Below are 14,636 nucleotides of genomic sequence, written 5' to 3' on the forward strand. Positions count from 1 at the left end.
GTTCTGGGCAGCGAGCTTCTCCGCGCTTAAAACGTCAGTGCTGGCGCAGACGTTTGTACAAGGTATTGCGGCTTACTCCCAGTTCCCGCGCCAAGTGGGAAATATTTCCGCCAGCGGCTTTCAGGCGTTGGTTCAGGTCGCCACTGTCTTCCAGCCCGTCATTGGCCGGCGGTGGCGCTGCCCGGCCCAAGTCGACAAAAAAGTCGTCCGGCAAATGCTCCGCGCGGATCGGCTGTTCTTCAGCCATCGCCAGCGCCACCTGCAGCACACTGCTGACCTGGCGCAGGTTACCTGGCCAGGGGTGTTGCTCGAACAGGGCCAGCACCTCGGCGCTCAAACCGGCCCATTGCGTCGGCTCGCGATGCCGTTGCCACAGTTGCTGGAACAGCGCCTGTTTGTCGTGACGTTCACGCAGCGGTGGCAGTTCCAGGGTCAGGCCACCGATGCGGTAGTACAAATCTTCACGAAAGCGCCCGACCTGTACCAGCTCGCGCAAGGCCCGGTTGGTGGCGGAGATGATGCGCAGATCCACCGGGAACACGTCGCTGCTGCCCACCGGTTGCACGCAGCGCTCCTGCAACACCCTCAGCAGCCGCGCCTGAGTCGGCAGCGGCATGTCGCCGATTTCGTCGAGAAACAGCATGCCTTTGTCGGCCTTGCGAATAAGGCCGATGCTGCCTTTCTGATTGGCGCCGGTGAACGCGCCTTTTTCGTAGCCGAACAGTTCCGATTCCACCAACTCGGCGGGAATGGCCGCACAGTTCACCGCGATAAACGCCTGGCGGCTGCGGGAACTGGCCTGGTGCAGGGCTTTGACGAATACTTCTTTACCCACGCCGGTTTCGCCGTGGATCAGCAGGGGAATGTCTTTTTCCAGCAGGCGCTCGGCCTGGCGCACGGCTTTTTCCACGCGTGGGTCGCCGAAATGCAGGGTATTAAGCCCGATTGACGCCGGTGGCGGGGGCGCGGGTGGTTCGCTGGTCTTGGGCTCGGTAAACACGCGAGCCTGCACCGGCTGCTGGAGGGGGCGTTTGAGCAGGCACTGGAAGCGGTTGCGCCCGGCCGCCTGCAACGAAAACGGCAAGCCTTCGGGCTGGTTGAGCAACTCCAGCAACGACACCTTGAACAGGCTGTCGATCATCACCCGCGACAAACTGATGCCCAGCAGGTTGTCGGCGCGACGGTTGGCCGACAGTACCTGGCCGCTTTCATCGAAAATCAGCAGCCCCGCCCATTGGCTGTCGAGGTTGCTCAATCCGGTGTTGAAGGTCAGCTGGAAGTGCTCGCCGCGAAACAGGTTGAGGATCAACCGGTTCTCCACGGTCTGGCTCATCATCTTGACCATGCCGAGGGTATGGGAGGGCGGCAGGTAGCTGTCGCTGGACACATCCAGCACGGCGATAATTTCGCGCTGGGCATCAAAGATCGGCGCCGCCGAGCCGGTCATGAAGCGGTTGGCCTTGAGGAAGTGCTCGTCATGCTCGATATGCACCGCCTGGGCACAGGCCAGCGCGGTGCCGATGGCGTTGGTACCGCTGGCGCGTTCCAGCCAGCTGGCGCCGGCGCTGAAACCACGGGCGAGCTTGGGTTCGATAAAACGCTGGGTGCCCCATGACGTCAGGACCTGGCCCTGGTTATCGGCCAGCATGATCAGGCAGTTGGAATTGCTGAGGATATTTTCGTAGTAGGGCAGTACTTCCTGGTGAGTGGTCTGCACCAGGGAGTGCTGGCTCTCCAGCAGTTGGCTGATGCCCTCGGCGGGCAACTGGTCAAAGCTGGGCGTACTTTGGTGGTCCAGGCCAAAGGCGCGGCAACGGCGCCAGGAGTCCTGGATGATGGTGTCGTGAGCCAAGGGTTCGGCCATGGGGTGACCTTCTTTTTATTGTTTTGGGGTCTTGCACGATCTACCTGACGCCACCGGGCCACCTTGGACCTGTGTGTTGAACAGTCAGTCGGGTTCAAAGAGTGTTGTTCAGAACTGTTCACTGTCAACCCCCAAGCTGTTCACTTGTTCAGCCAAATTGTTCACTCCTGAACATCACCTTGAGGCCATTTGCTTGTGAATCAAGCACCTGCATTTTTGGCACGAAACTCGCTCTGACGAATGGCCAGATTCATTCCAATAATAAAAAGGTCGTGTCATGTCATTGACCCTGGAACATGTCTCCCGCGTTGTAGAAGGCCAGACTTGGATCGACGACGCCAACCTGCGTTTCGAGCCGGGTTCGTTCAACGTTCTGCTTGGCCGGACGCTGTCCGGCAAGACCAGCCTGATGCGCCTGATGGCCGGCCTGGACAAGCCCGACAGCGGCCGCATCCTGATGAACGGCGCGGACGTCACCCATAAACCGGTGCGCCTGCGCAACGTGTCGATGGTCTATCAGCAGTTCATCAACTACCCGACCATGACCGTGTTCGAGAACATCGCCTCGCCCTTGCGCCAGGCCGGCGTGAGCGACGAGCTGATCCAAAGCAAGGTGCTGGAAACCGCCCGGATGCTGCGCATCGAGAAATTCCTGCAACGGCACCCGCTGGAGTTGTCCGGTGGGCAACAACAGCGCACCGCCATGGCGCGCGCCTTGGTGAAGGACGCCGAGCTGATCCTGTTCGATGAGCCGCTGGTGAACCTGGACTACAAACTGCGCGAAGAGCTGCGTCAGGAAATGCGCGAGCTGTTCGCCGCGCGTCACACCATCGCCATCTACGCCACCACCGAGCCTAATGAAGCGCTGGCGCTGGGTGGCACCACCACCATCCTTCATGAAGGCCGGGTGATCCAGAGCGGCAAGGCCGCCGAGGTGTATCACCAGCCGCAAACGGTGCTGGCCGCCGAGCTGTTTTCCGAACCGCCGATCAACTTGATGCCCGGGCGGATCAGCGGCAACGAAGTCAGCTTCGCCAACTTTGTGCACTTCCCGCTGAATGTCGACCTGCGCCCCATTGGTGAGGGCGAGTTCCGCTTCGGTGTGCGCCCCAGCCACATCAGCCTGGTGCCGAGCAACGACGACGACCTGGAGTTGGCCGTGACCGTGGAGGTGGCTGAGATCAGCGGCTCGGAGACCTTCCTGCATGTGCGCAGCGAGCACTTTCTGCTGGTGCTGCACTTGCCGGGAGTGCACGAGTACGACGTCGACGCGCCGATCCGCGTGTATATCCCCACCCATAAACTGTTTGTGTTCGATGGCCAGGGCCGTTTGGTCCAGGCCCCCGGGCGCCGTGTCGCGAGGGTTGCCTGATGGCCGAGATCCATTTGCAGAACCTGGCGCACAGCTACAGCCCTACGCCCAAAGGGCCTGAAGACTACGCGATCCGGGAAATGAACCATGTGTGGGAGCAGGGCGGCGCCTACGCGTTGCTCGGCCCATCGGGCTGCGGCAAGTCGACCCTGCTCAATATCATCTCCGGGTTGCTCAGCCCGTCCGAAGGCCAGGTGCTGTTCGACACCCAAGTGGTCAACGACCTGACTCCGGAGAAACGCAACATTGCCCAGGTCTTCCAGTTCCCGGTGGTCTACGACACCATGACGGTATTCGACAACCTGGCCTTCCCGTTGCGCAACCAGGGCATGGCCGAGGCGAAAATTCATAGCAAAGTGCAGGAAATTGCTGAAGTTCTCGACCTGCAAAACCTGCTGAACAAAAAAGCCCGCAACCTCACCGCCGACGAAAAGCAGAAAGTCTCCATGGGCCGTGGCCTGGTGCGTGACGACGTGTCGGCGATCCTGTTCGACGAACCGCTGACGGTGATCGACCCGCACCTGAAGTGGAAACTGCGGCGCAAGCTCAAGCAGATCCACGAGCAGTTCAATATCACCATGGTCTACGTCACCCACGACCAGTTGGAAGCGTCGACCTTCGCCGACAAGATCGCGGTGATGTACGGCGGGCAGATCGTGCAGTTCGGCACACCACGTGAGTTATTCGAACGGCCCAGCCACACCTTTGTCGGCTATTTCATCGGCAGCCCTGGGATGAATCTGATTGAGGTGCAGGCCGAGGCGGGCGGTGTACGCTTTGCCGGCACGCACCTGCCGCTGTCCGGCGCATTGCAGCAACGCATTGCCGAGTCGAACTGCCAAAAGCTCCAGGTAGGTATTCGTCCGGAATTTATCCATGTATGGGACGAGTACAACCCTGACGCCCTGCAAGCCGATATCACTCATCTGGAAGACCTCGGCACCTACAAGATCATGACCCTCAACCTCGACGGTGCAACGCTTAAGGTGCGCCTGGCCGAAGACAAACCGGTGCCGCAACGCCAGGCGTCCATCAGTTTTCCCGCGCAATGGCTGATGCTCTATGCCGACGATTACCTGCTGGAGGTGCAGCCATGAACAAGGTGCAGAACAACAAAGCCTGGTGGCTGGTACTGCCGGTGTTCCTGCTGGTAGCGTTCAGTGCGGTGATCCCGATGATGACCGTGGTCAACTACTCGGTGCAGGACATTTTCGACCAGTCCAGCCGCTACTTCGTCGGCGCCGACTGGTACAAGCAAGTACTGCTCGACCCGCGCCTGCACGACTCGCTGCTGCGCCAGTTCATCTATTCGGCCTGCGTGCTGCTGATCGAAATCCCCCTGGGCATCGCCATCGCCCTGACCATGCCGACCAAGGGCCGGTGGTCGTCGCTGGTGTTGATTATTCTGGCGATCCCGTTGCTGATTCCCTGGAACGTAGTGGGCACCATCTGGCAGATCTTCGGCCGCGCCGACATCGGCCTGCTGGGCTCGACCCTCAACGCCCTGGGCATCAACTACAACTACGCGGCCAACACCATGGACGCCTGGGTCACGGTGCTGGTGATGGACGTATGGCACTGGACCTCATTGGTGGCGCTGCTGTGTTATTCCGGCCTACGGGCGATTCCGGATGTGTACTACCAGGCCGCACGTATCGATCGGGCCTCAGCCTGGGCGGTTTTCCGGCATATCCAGTTGCCCAAGATGAAGAGCGTGCTGCTGATCGCGGTAATGCTGCGCTTTATGGACAGCTTCATGATCTACACCGAACCCTTCGTACTGACCGGCGGCGGGCCAGGTAACGCCACCACGTTTCTGAGTCAGACCTTGACCCAGATGGCCGTAGGTCAATTCGACCTCGGCCCGGCGGCGGCGTTTTCCCTGGTGTACTTCCTGATCATCCTGTTGGTGTCCTGGCTGTTCTACACCGCCATGACCCACTCCGACGCCAACCGCTGAGGCCGCCAACATGAGCAAACGCAAGCTGATTCCGCTGCTGGTGTACATCCTGTTCCTGCTGGTGCCGATCTACTGGCTGCTGAATATGTCCTTCAAGAGCAACACCGAAATCCTCGGTGGGCTGACCCTGTTTCCGCAGGATTTCACCCTGGCTAACTACAAGGTGATCTTCACCGATCCGAGCTGGTACACCGGTTACCTCAACTCGCTGTACTACGTGAGCCTGAACACAGTGATTTCCCTGAGCGTGGCGTTGCCGGCAGCCTATGCCTTCTCGCGCTATCGCTTCTTGGGCGACAAGCACCTGTTCTTCTGGCTGCTGACCAACCGCATGGCGCCGCCGGCGGTATTTTTGTTGCCGTTTTTCCAGCTGTATTCGTCCATCGGCCTGTTCGATACGCACATCGCCGTGGCGCTGGCCCATTGCCTGTTCAACGTGCCGTTAGCGGTGTGGATTCTGGAAGGTTTTATGTCCGGCGTGCCCAAGGAAATCGACGAAACCGCCTACATCGACGGCTACTCGTTTCCTAAGTTCTTCGTGAAAATCTTTGTTCCGCTGATCGGCTCCGGCATCGGGGTGACGGCATTTTTCTGCTTTATGTTTTCCTGGGTCGAGCTGCTGCTGGCGCGCACCCTCACGTCGGTCAATGCCAAGCCCATTGCGGCGGTGATGACCCGCACCGTTTCGGCCTCCGGTATCGACTGGGGCGTGCTGGCAGCGGCGGGGGTGCTGACTATCCTGCCGGGCATGCTGGTGATCTGGTTTGTTCGTAACCACGTGGCCAAGGGCTTTGCCCTGGGCCGGGTCTAGAGGATTCGATGATGGAATGGATGGCCTGGACCACCCCCACCGCGCTGTTCTTCGGCGGCATCGCCCTGATTCTGGCGGGCATGACCACTTGGGAGCTGCGCTCGCCGAGCATCCCTCGACGCGGTTTTCTGCCGATCAGCACCACCCGTGGTGATCGCTTGTTTATCGGTCTTCTCGGCAGCGCCTACCTGCATTTGCTGGTGATCGGCGTTACCGACTGGAGCATCTGGGTAGCGTCCGCGCTGTCCCTGGTATGGCTGTTGAGTGTGATGCGCTGGGGCTGATGCCCTTATGAAATAAACAACCAGGAGGTCTCTATGTTGAATAAGAACAATAAGCTGCGACATAGCATTTCATTGGCCGCCGTACTGGCCCTGAGCGGTTTGAGCGCGTCGGCCTGGGCCGATGCCTACGAAGATGCCGCGAAAAAATGGATCGGCAGCGAGTTCAAACCGTCCACCCTCACCGAAGCTCAGCAGCTCGAAGAGTTGAAGTGGTTTATCAAGGCCGCAGAGCCGTTCCGTGGGATGAAGATCAACGTGGTGTCGGAAACCCTCACCACCCATGAGTACGAATCCAAGGTGCTGGCCAAGGCCTTCAGTGAAATTACCGGCATCAAGCTGACCCACGACCTGCTGCAGGAAGGCGACGTGGTGGAAAAACTGCAAACCCAGATGCAGTCCGACAAGAACATCTACGACGGCTGGGTCAACGATTCCGACTTGATCGGTACCCACGTTCGCTACGGCAAGACCGAGTCGATCACCGACCTGATGGCCAACGAAGGCAAAGACTTCACCTCGCCGACCCTGGACCTCAAGGACTTTATCGGCCTGTCGTTCACCACCGGCCCGGACGGCAAGCTCTACCAATTGCCCGACCAGCAGTTCGCCAACCTCTACTGGTTCCGTGCCGACTGGTTCGAGCGTCCGGAACTGAAAGCCAAGTTCAAGGAAAAGTACGGCTATGAACTCGGTGTGCCGGTGAACTGGTCGGCCTACGAAGACATCGCCAAATTCTTCAGCGAAGACGTCAAGGAAATCGACGGCAAGCGCATCTATGGGCACATGGACTACGGCAAGAAAGACCCGTCCCTGGGGTGGCGTTTCACCGACGCCTGGTTCTCCATGGCCGGCGGCGGCGACAAAGGCCTGCCAAACGGCTTGCCGGTGGACGAGTGGGGCATTCGCGTGGAGGACTGCCACCCGGTGGGTTCCAGTGTCACCCGTGGCGGCGACACCAACGGCCCGGCGGCGGTATTCGCCACCCAGAAATACGTGGACTGGATGAAAGCCTACGCGCCGCCGGAAGCGGCGGGCATGACGTTCTCCGAATCCGGCCCCGTGCCTTCCCAGGGCAATATCGCCCAGCAGATCTTCTGGTACACCGCGTTTACCGCCGACATGACCAAACCGGGCCTGCCGGTGGTGAATGCCGATGGCACGCCGAAATGGCGCATGGCGCCGTCGCCGGTAGGGCCTTACTGGGAAAAGGGCATGAAAAAGGGCTATCAGGACGTAGGTTCCTGGACGTTCCTCAAGTCCACTCCCGAGAAGCAGAAACTGGCGGCCTGGCTCTATGCGCAGTTCGTCACCTCGAAAACCGTGTCACTGAAAAAAACCATCGTCGGCCTGACGCCGATTCGCGAGTCCGACATCAACTCCCAGGCCATGACCGACATGGCGCCGAAACTGGGCGGCCTGGTGGAGTTCTACCGCAGCCCGGCCCGCGTGGAGTGGACCCCGACCGGTACCAACGTGCCGGACTACCCACGCCTGGCGCAGCTGTGGTGGAGCAATATCGCCGCCGCCGCCAGCGGCGAGAAAACCCCGCAGCAGGCGTTGGACAACCTGGCCAAGGAACAGGACGCGATCATGACGCGCCTGGAACGTTCCAAGGTGCAACCGGTGTGCGGCCCGAAAATGAACCCCGAGCGCGACGCGCAATACTGGTTCGACCAGCCGGGCGCACCCAAGCCGAAACTGGCCAACGAAAAGCCCAAGGGCGAAACCGTCGGCTACAACGACCTGCTTAAACAATGGGAGGCGGCGCGCAAGTAAGCGCCCTTTGTAGTGAGCGGGCTTGCCCCACGCTGGGCTGCGTATCAGCCCTTCTTAAGGCACCTCGGTGTGTCAGATGGAACACATCGCCTGAAAAGGGGCTGCTTCGCAGCCCAGCGCGGGACAAGCCCGCTCGCCACAGAAAGCCCATCCACCCCATAAGCCCTGCCAAGCCATGCAGGCCCACTGCGCGCCAAATCAATCGACCGCTGGTCCAGCCCATCTGAACCCAATTTGAATTTTCTGCACACTCCGACGCTCTGCATTCTAGACACGCGTATTTCAGCGCGCTCACGGGGCCGCCTTGTCGGCAGGCCTGGTTGTTTAGGACTTTGCGGACACTGCCATCATGACGTTCCTCACTGCGCTCTCAGGCCAGCCGGCCTCGATGTTTCTTTCGGCTCACGGTCGTTATCAACACCTGTATCAGCAGTTGTACAGCGAAGTCGAGGGCGCCGAAGAGGTCGCGCGCGACTTCGTGCAGGCGCAATTGACCCTGGCGCGCGAGCTGCCCGGCGATCTGCCCGAAGTGCCTGAACATCTTACGGCGTGGGTGGAGCAGCGCTGCGCCGAAGTCGCCCAGGCCTACGCCGAGTACCTGGAACAACGCCAGCAAGGTCGGCCCCGGCGCTTTTTCCAGAACAAGGCCCATGCCTTGTATTGCCTGCAGCGCGTAGCACCGACCAAACAGGTCGACGGCGCCTGGTTGTACGGGCTGCTGGCCCACTGGCACGACCCGCGTTTCGACGGCTTGCTCACCACCTACCTGGAAGAGTTGGGCGACGGTCAGGCCGCGCAAAATCATGTGGTGATCTACCGCAAGCTGCTCAGCGATCACGACGCCGCCAGCGAAGCCGGCCTGGACGACGACCATTACCTGCAAGGCGCTCTGCAAATGGCGCTGGGCCTGTGCGGCGAGGACTTCCTGCCGGAAATCATCGGCTACAACCTTGGCTACGAACAGTTGCCCCTGCACCTGCTCATCACCTCGTACGAGCTGAGCGAGCTGGGCATCGACCCTTATTACTTCACCCTGCATGTAACCATCGACAATGCCAGCACCGGCCACGCCTGCAAGGCGGCGCAATCGGTGATCGATCTATTGCCGCTGGGCGAGGGCAGGGCGGACTTTTACCGACGTGTCGCCGAGGGCTATCGCCTCAATGACCTGGGCCCGGGCACCAACGCCGTCATCGACAGCTTCAACCTGCATGACGAAGTGGTGGCCATGCTGGAGCGCAAGCGCACGTTCGGCCAGCACATGCATTCGGATTACTGCCGCTTCGAAGGCAAGACCGTCAACCAGTGGCTGGCCAAGCCCGGGCAGATCGGCGCATTTCTCCAGGCTCTGGAAGACAAGGGCTGGATCAAACGCAATCAGGACCCAACCGAGAGCCGTTTCTGGCAACTGATCGAAGGCGCCGGCGCGGCGATGTTCGGCGTGTTCAGCGGCTATGAAAAGCAGGTGCTGCACGACTGGATCGCCGGTGACTGGATCAGCGCCGAGCGTGTGCCGGCGGTGCGGCCTGGACGCGGCAGACCCTTGGCCCGCGACTCGCACCGTCCAACGGACCCGGACACTCAGTCCCTGGTCGAATCGCTGAGCAACCTGACCGATGAACAGCAGCTCACGGCGCTGATTCCCTGGCTGTCGGCCCGCCGCCATTGCACTCCTGCGGGGCTGTATGCCACGCGGCGCTTTATCCAACTGCGTGCGCGCCTGCGCTAAGGAACCCGCTTATGTCCGCACAACAACTCGCCGACCGCGCCTTGCTGGACCTGGGCCGAGGGTTGAAACACGACGGCTATCACTTCATCACCCCCACGCCGCTGACCCATGACCGCGTCTATCGTCGCCTCGCGACCCCGCTGGCGATGAACCTGCGCGACGTGTTCGGCTGGTCGATGCCGTTCGACCGCGACCTGTTGCCTGACAGCGTGCGCGAAGCGTTGCAGCATGCCGACGTGGTCGAAGAGCACGATTCGCTGTGGCGCAGTACGGTGCGCTGGTCGAGCCTGGATGATCTGTTGATCGCCCATTCGGCGTACCCCACCACCCAATCGGACGCGGTGTTTTTCGGGCCTGACAGCTACCGCTTCGCGCAACTGATCGAGGCCCACCTGCAACAGCGTTTCGAGCCGATCAAACGCGCGGTGGACATAGGTTGCGGCGCCGGCGTCGGCGCGCTGGTGATCGCCCGGGCGCGCCACGACGCCGAAGTGCTCGCGGTGGACATCAACCCCCGCGCACTGCGCTTGACTGCCGTGAACGCGGAGCTGGCCGGCCTGGGCAACGTCAGCGCCTATCACAGTAATGTGCTGGACAGCGTCGAAGGCGAATTCGACCTGATTGTCGCCAACCCGCCCTATATGAACGACGACCGTCAGCGCGCCTACCGGCACGGCGGCGGTGCCCTGGGCGAGCAACTGTCGGTGCGGATTGTCAGCGAGGCCCTCGGTCGCCTGGCCGTGGGCGGCACCCTGGTGCTGTACACCGGTGCGGCGATTGTCGCTGGTGAGGACCCCTTCCTCGCCGCAGTCAAGCCGTTGCTCGGCAGCGATGCCTACGGCTGGACCTACCGCGAACTGGACCCGGACGTGTTCGGCGAGGAGTTGGAAAAACCGGGTTACGAGCGCGTGGAGCGGATTGCCGTGGTCGCATTGGCGGTTACGCGACTGCGCTGATGGCCGTCCCTTAAATCTGCCATTTTTTTCAGATCAGGAGTGCAAAGCATGCGAGCGATGACTTTCCAAGGGTCCCACAAAGTGCAAGTGGATACGGTTCCCGACCCGATCATCGAGCAACCCGACGACATCATTCTGCGCGTCACCGCTACCGCTATCTGCGGTTCGGACCTGCATCTGTATCGAGGCAAAATACCGACGGTGGAGCACGGCGATATCTTCGGCCACGAGTTCATGGGCATCGTTGAAGAGACCGGTCCGGCGGTCACCGCCGTGCAGCGTGGCGACCGGGTAGTGATCCCGTTCGTAATCGCTTGTGGCGACTGCTTCTTCTGTCAGCTCCAGCAATTTGCCGCCTGTGAAACCACCAATGACGGGCGCGGCGCGATCCTCAACAAAAAGTCGATCCCACCAGGTGCTGCGTTGTTCGGCTACAGCCGCTTGTACGGTGGCATTCCCGGTGGTCAGGCTGAGCTGGTTCGGGTTCCCAAGGCCAATACCGGGCCGTTCAAAGCCCCCGGCGCCCTGGCTGATGAGAAGGTGCTGTTTCTCTCAGACATCTTGCCCACGGCGTGGCAGGCGGTGACTAACGCGGGCATCGGCCAGGGCTCCAGCGTAGCGATCTACGGCGCAGGCCCCGTAGGCCTGCTGAGCGCCGCGTGCGCGCAGATGCTCGGCGCCGAGCAAATCTTCATGGTCGATGATCACCCGTATCGACTGGCGTACGCGCAGAAGATGTATGGCGTGATTCCGATCAATTTCGAGGAAGACGATGACCCCGCCGATACCATCATCCGCCAGACCCGTGGCATGCGTGGGGTCGACGGGGTAGTGGACGCGGTCGGCTTCGAAGCGAAGGGCAGCACCACCGAAACAATCCTTACCACGCTTAAGATCGAAGGCAGCAGCGGTAAGGCCCTGCGCCAATGTATTGCTGCAGTCCGACGGGGCGGGGTGGTAAGCGTGGCAGGGGTGTACGCCGGGTTCATCCACGGTTTCATGTTTGGCGATGCATTCGATAAGGGTTTGACGTTCAAGATGGGGCAGACCCACGTGCAGCGTTACCTGCCGCAACTGCTGCAACATATCGAACTGGGGCGTCTGAACCCGGAGGCTATCGTTACTCATCGCCTGTCCTTGGAGCAGGCGGCGCGCGGCTATGAACTGTTTGATAAAGCCGAGGAGGAGTGCCGTAAGGTGATTCTGGTGCCGGGTCTGGATGAGCGGCCGCTGGTGGAGCCGCTGGATGAAACGATGCCTGAGCTGCAAGTGCAGGGCGTGCCGGGGTTCTGAGTCGGGCGCGATGCGGGAGGGGTTATCCGTCCTGCATCGCTTGGCTCAGATTCACCCTGTAAAAGTGCATTCGCCGTACGAATCAGGCCATAGCCTGGGGCTGAATGTGCAAGACACCGTCCACATGCTTGACCAGCCCACTGGCCAAGAATAATGGCGCCAGGCGTTTGTGCAGTTGCGGCTCGACAAATTCTTTTACCGTATCGAGGGCCAACACGCCGCTCGCGGGCAGCTCTGCCTTGGTATACGACAACCAGGCCTTTTTCAATGCCTGCAACACATCGCTGCCCGCCGTTGAAGCAAAGCGGCGATGCGTGGGTTTGCCGTCGAAACCGAAGGTGTGCTGGAACTCATAGCCGTTTTCGTCGCCACCACTGGCCGTGCAGCGAATGCAGGTGCACAGGCCGTCGCCAAATGCGCTGCGCAGGTAAGCGTTAAACTCCACCACCGGTTTGAGTGACAGGCGCTTATCGACCTCGAACAGGTCTCCGGTCATTTTTTCGTCAGTGTTCAACGTCCGTTTCCTCGCAGTGGCATGGCAGCTTTTCAAAGCGCCGCACAATAACAGCCGAGGGCGGGTTTGGGCACTATTTGCGCTCGCGGGTGGATGAGTTGCGATAGAACGACAGCATCGCCAGCAATTGAACGGCCACCGTCGCGCCCACCATCGCCATGATCGTGTGGCCGGGGTCGTCGAAGACGGAGCGGATCAACCCGAAAAACGCCGGCGCACAGGCGTAAGTGGCCTGGCTGACGGCCACCATCAGGGCGATGACCTTGGCAGTGTGCGCGCGATTGAATTCAACCTGTGCAATCAGCGGCGGCAGCGAAGTCGCATTGCCGATGCCCGAGCCGATCAGCAGCACGGCGGCCCATGCGAATGCCGGATGCAGGTCCAGACCCAGCAGCATCAAGGTCCCCAGCAACTGCACCGCGTACCCCAGGCAAGCGAGGTGGCGACGGTTGAAGCCGCCGATCATCAAATGGGCGGCAACGTAGCGACCGCCCATCGCACTGGCGGTGGCCAGCGCCATGGCCACGGAGGCTTCATGACTGCCCAGACGTGTGCTGAGCAGGGAATACAAATGCGCGATCAGGCCGATCTGGGCGAACAGGCCCAGTGACATGCCGGCGGCCAACGAGCGGAACGAACCTGACCTGAACGCCTGTGCGGTGGTCCAGGGCGAATCGGCCTGGGAGACGCTCACCGGTTCCGCCTGGGCTTGGTTATCCGGATGTTGCCCGAGATCACGCGGCGTCCGGTTGAAGACCCGCAGCGAGAACCCGGCGATGACGACCACGGCGACCAGGCTCACCATCAGCGCAGCCACGGCAAAGCCGAAGCGCTCGATCAGCACGACCCACAACGGCGAAAAAATCACCCCGCCCAGGCTGGCGCCGTTGTAAGCCTTACCCAAGGCTTTTGGCCGCTCCTTGACGTACCAGGGCGCGATCAAAGTGTTCACCGCAGTGGCGCCCAGGGTCACCCAGCCGATACCCGAGCAGATCGCGCCCAGGTACAGCACCTGCACGGTGTCGGCCCGGGCCCAGATATTCACACCGATGCCCAGCATCACGCAGCCCGCGAGTGTGATCGCCGGCACGCCGAACCGTGCGTACAGGCGGGGCAGATTGGCAATCACCAGCGTGCCGCTGAGGAAGTGCAGGGTGACGGCGCCCGACACTTGAGCGATTGGCCAGCCCGTGCGCTCCATCACCGCCTGCAGATAAATCGGCGGGCCGTAAAAGCCGATGCCCCATCCGAGCATCGCCAGAATGAATGTGCACCTGAGCACTGTATGTCCGAAAAAATGCTTGTCACGCATGGCTATCTCCTTTTGGTGGACGCACAGGCTATGCTTGCGCCCTGTCGTTCACTTCGAGGAGCATCGAACAATGGATGTTGAGCAGTCCGAGCTGCGACTGGCCAGTGTCGCCGCCGCCATCGCCGACCCCGCCAGGGCGCGTATGCTCTGCTGCCTGCTGGACGGCCGCGCGCGCACGGCGACCGAATTGGCGGTAGTGGCGCAAAAGAGCCCGTCGACCGCCTCCAGCCATTTCCAGAAACTGCTGGAACAGGGGCTGGTGACCCTGGTCACTCAAGGCAAGCATCGCTACTTTCAATTGGTCAGTGCCGATGTCGCCAGGGCGCTGGAAGGCTTGCTTTCAATCAGCTCATTCGACGCGCCGGCCTTCAAACCCTCGACGCCTTGCCACCTGCGCCACGCTCGCAGTTGCTACGACCACCTGGCCGGAGAACTTGGCGTCCAAGTGCACGATGCGTTGTTGCGCAAGCAGTGGATGTGCCTGCAGGACAGCGGATATCAACTGACCGCCACAGGCACCGAACGGCTGACGGCGCTGGGGCTGCAGGCAGTTCCGGACAGCTCGGCGCGCCGCCGATTTGCTTATCCCTGCCTGGACTGGAGCCAGCGTTGCTCGCACCTGGGCGGTGCGTTGGGCGCGCAGTTGCTGACGCATATGCTGCATGACCGCTGGCTGATGCGCACGCTCGATACCCGCGCGTTAACGCTCACCCCCAAAGGCCGCAAGCGCCTGGCTGCTGTATTTGATATTTCATCCTGACGCTG

Annotated in this window: 13 protein-coding genes; 10 read left to right on the forward strand and 3 right to left on the reverse strand. The window is 61.2% G+C overall.

Annotation, left to right across the window (positions count from 1 at the left end):
* Nucleotides 1-34: 34 nt before the first annotated feature.
* Entirely contained in the window at nucleotides 35-1,864 is a 1,830-nt protein-coding gene (locus QRN10_RS07910; protein WP_285428124.1) for a sigma-54-dependent Fis family transcriptional regulator, read from the reverse strand.
* A 277-nt stretch (nucleotides 1,865-2,141) separates the two neighbouring features.
* Here QRN10_RS07910 and QRN10_RS07915 point away from each other — a divergent pair, with 277 nt between their 5' ends.
* The 9 genes from QRN10_RS07915 (at nucleotide 2,142) to QRN10_RS07955 (ending at nucleotide 12,045) form a co-directional block, all read left to right on the forward strand.
* Nucleotides 2,142-3,236, forward strand: a complete 1,095-nt coding sequence (locus QRN10_RS07915) for an ABC transporter ATP-binding protein (protein WP_181076741.1) — start codon at nucleotides 2,142-2,144, stop codon at nucleotides 3,234-3,236.
* Nucleotides 3,236-4,333 (forward strand): ABC transporter ATP-binding protein, encoded by a 1,098-nt coding sequence (locus QRN10_RS07920; protein WP_181076742.1) that lies wholly within the window; start codon nucleotides 3,236-3,238, stop codon nucleotides 4,331-4,333. Before QRN10_RS07915 ends, QRN10_RS07920 begins: the two co-directional genes overlap by 1 nt.
* Nucleotides 4,330-5,196: a carbohydrate ABC transporter permease gene (locus QRN10_RS07925; protein WP_034098582.1), complete on the forward strand. Its 867-nt coding sequence runs from the start codon at nucleotides 4,330-4,332 to the stop codon at nucleotides 5,194-5,196. Before QRN10_RS07920 ends, QRN10_RS07925 begins: the two co-directional genes overlap by 4 nt.
* 10 nt (nucleotides 5,197-5,206) lie before the next feature.
* A complete protein-coding gene (locus QRN10_RS07930; RefSeq protein ID WP_181076743.1) occupies nucleotides 5,207-6,007 on the forward strand; it encodes a carbohydrate ABC transporter permease in 801 nt (266 codons plus the stop codon).
* 11 nt (nucleotides 6,008-6,018) lie between these two features.
* The gene (locus QRN10_RS07935; protein ID WP_003232363.1) at nucleotides 6,019-6,291 is read left to right on the forward strand and encodes a DUF2160 domain-containing protein; all 273 of its coding nucleotides are present in this window, start codon (nucleotides 6,019-6,021) and stop codon (nucleotides 6,289-6,291) included.
* 33 nt (nucleotides 6,292-6,324) lie between these two features.
* Entirely contained in the window at nucleotides 6,325-8,067 is a 1,743-nt protein-coding gene (locus tag QRN10_RS07940; RefSeq protein ID WP_034114134.1) for an ABC transporter substrate-binding protein, read from the forward strand.
* Nucleotides 8,068-8,416: 349 nt separating this feature from the next.
* Nucleotides 8,417-9,796 carry an iron-containing redox enzyme family protein gene (locus QRN10_RS07945; protein ID WP_285428125.1) on the forward strand — a complete coding sequence of 460 codons (1,380 nt, stop codon included), beginning with the start codon at nucleotides 8,417-8,419 and terminating at the stop codon, nucleotides 9,794-9,796.
* A gap of 11 nt (nucleotides 9,797-9,807) precedes the next feature.
* Nucleotides 9,808-10,752: a methyltransferase gene (locus QRN10_RS07950; protein WP_285428126.1), complete on the forward strand. Its 945-nt coding sequence runs from the start codon at nucleotides 9,808-9,810 to the stop codon at nucleotides 10,750-10,752.
* A 48-nt stretch (nucleotides 10,753-10,800) separates the two neighbouring features.
* Nucleotides 10,801-12,045 (forward strand): zinc-dependent alcohol dehydrogenase, encoded by a 1,245-nt coding sequence (locus QRN10_RS07955; protein WP_285428127.1) that lies wholly within the window; start codon nucleotides 10,801-10,803, stop codon nucleotides 12,043-12,045.
* 82 nt (nucleotides 12,046-12,127) lie between these two features.
* Here QRN10_RS07955 and QRN10_RS07960 read toward each other — a convergent pair whose 3' ends face one another.
* A complete protein-coding gene (locus QRN10_RS07960; protein ID WP_285428129.1) occupies nucleotides 12,128-12,559 on the reverse strand; it encodes a hypothetical protein in 432 nt (143 codons plus the stop codon).
* A gap of 73 nt (nucleotides 12,560-12,632) precedes the next feature.
* Nucleotides 12,633-13,871 (reverse strand): MFS transporter, encoded by a 1,239-nt coding sequence (locus QRN10_RS07965; RefSeq protein ID WP_285428130.1) that lies wholly within the window; start codon nucleotides 13,869-13,871, stop codon nucleotides 12,633-12,635.
* 70 nt (nucleotides 13,872-13,941) lie between these two features.
* Between QRN10_RS07965 and QRN10_RS07970 the strand changes: the two genes are divergently transcribed.
* Nucleotides 13,942-14,631, forward strand: coding sequence for a helix-turn-helix domain-containing protein (locus tag QRN10_RS07970; RefSeq protein ID WP_253508158.1), 690 nt, complete (start codon nucleotides 13,942-13,944; stop codon nucleotides 14,629-14,631).
* Nucleotides 14,632-14,636 lie beyond the last annotated feature (5 nt).

Origin of the sequence: Pseudomonas sp. lyk4-R2A-8 (genome assembly GCF_030209095.1) — a bacterium.
GTDB lineage: Bacteria > Pseudomonadota > Gammaproteobacteria > Pseudomonadales > Pseudomonadaceae > Aquipseudomonas > Aquipseudomonas quebecensis.

Coding starts and splice junctions, on each gene's coding strand:
- QRN10_RS07910 (WP_285428124.1), bottom strand. CDS start 1,864: ATGGCCGAACCCTTGGCTCACGACACCATCATCCAGGACTCCTGGCGC.
- QRN10_RS07915 (WP_181076741.1), top strand. CDS start 2,142: ATGTCATTGACCCTGGAACATGTCTCCCGCGTTGTAGAAGGCCAGACT.
- QRN10_RS07920 (WP_181076742.1), top strand. CDS start 3,236: ATGGCCGAGATCCATTTGCAGAACCTGGCGCACAGCTACAGCCCTACG.
- QRN10_RS07925 (WP_034098582.1), top strand. CDS start 4,330: ATGAACAAGGTGCAGAACAACAAAGCCTGGTGGCTGGTACTGCCGGTG.
- QRN10_RS07930 (WP_181076743.1), top strand. CDS start 5,207: ATGAGCAAACGCAAGCTGATTCCGCTGCTGGTGTACATCCTGTTCCTG.
- QRN10_RS07935 (WP_003232363.1), top strand. CDS start 6,019: ATGGAATGGATGGCCTGGACCACCCCCACCGCGCTGTTCTTCGGCGGC.
- QRN10_RS07940 (WP_034114134.1), top strand. CDS start 6,325: ATGTTGAATAAGAACAATAAGCTGCGACATAGCATTTCATTGGCCGCC.
- QRN10_RS07945 (WP_285428125.1), top strand. CDS start 8,417: ATGACGTTCCTCACTGCGCTCTCAGGCCAGCCGGCCTCGATGTTTCTT.
- QRN10_RS07950 (WP_285428126.1), top strand. CDS start 9,808: ATGTCCGCACAACAACTCGCCGACCGCGCCTTGCTGGACCTGGGCCGA.
- QRN10_RS07955 (WP_285428127.1), top strand. CDS start 10,801: ATGCGAGCGATGACTTTCCAAGGGTCCCACAAAGTGCAAGTGGATACG.
- QRN10_RS07965 (WP_285428130.1), bottom strand. CDS start 13,871: ATGCGTGACAAGCATTTTTTCGGACATACAGTGCTCAGGTGCACATTC.
- QRN10_RS07970 (WP_253508158.1), top strand. CDS start 13,942: ATGGATGTTGAGCAGTCCGAGCTGCGACTGGCCAGTGTCGCCGCCGCC.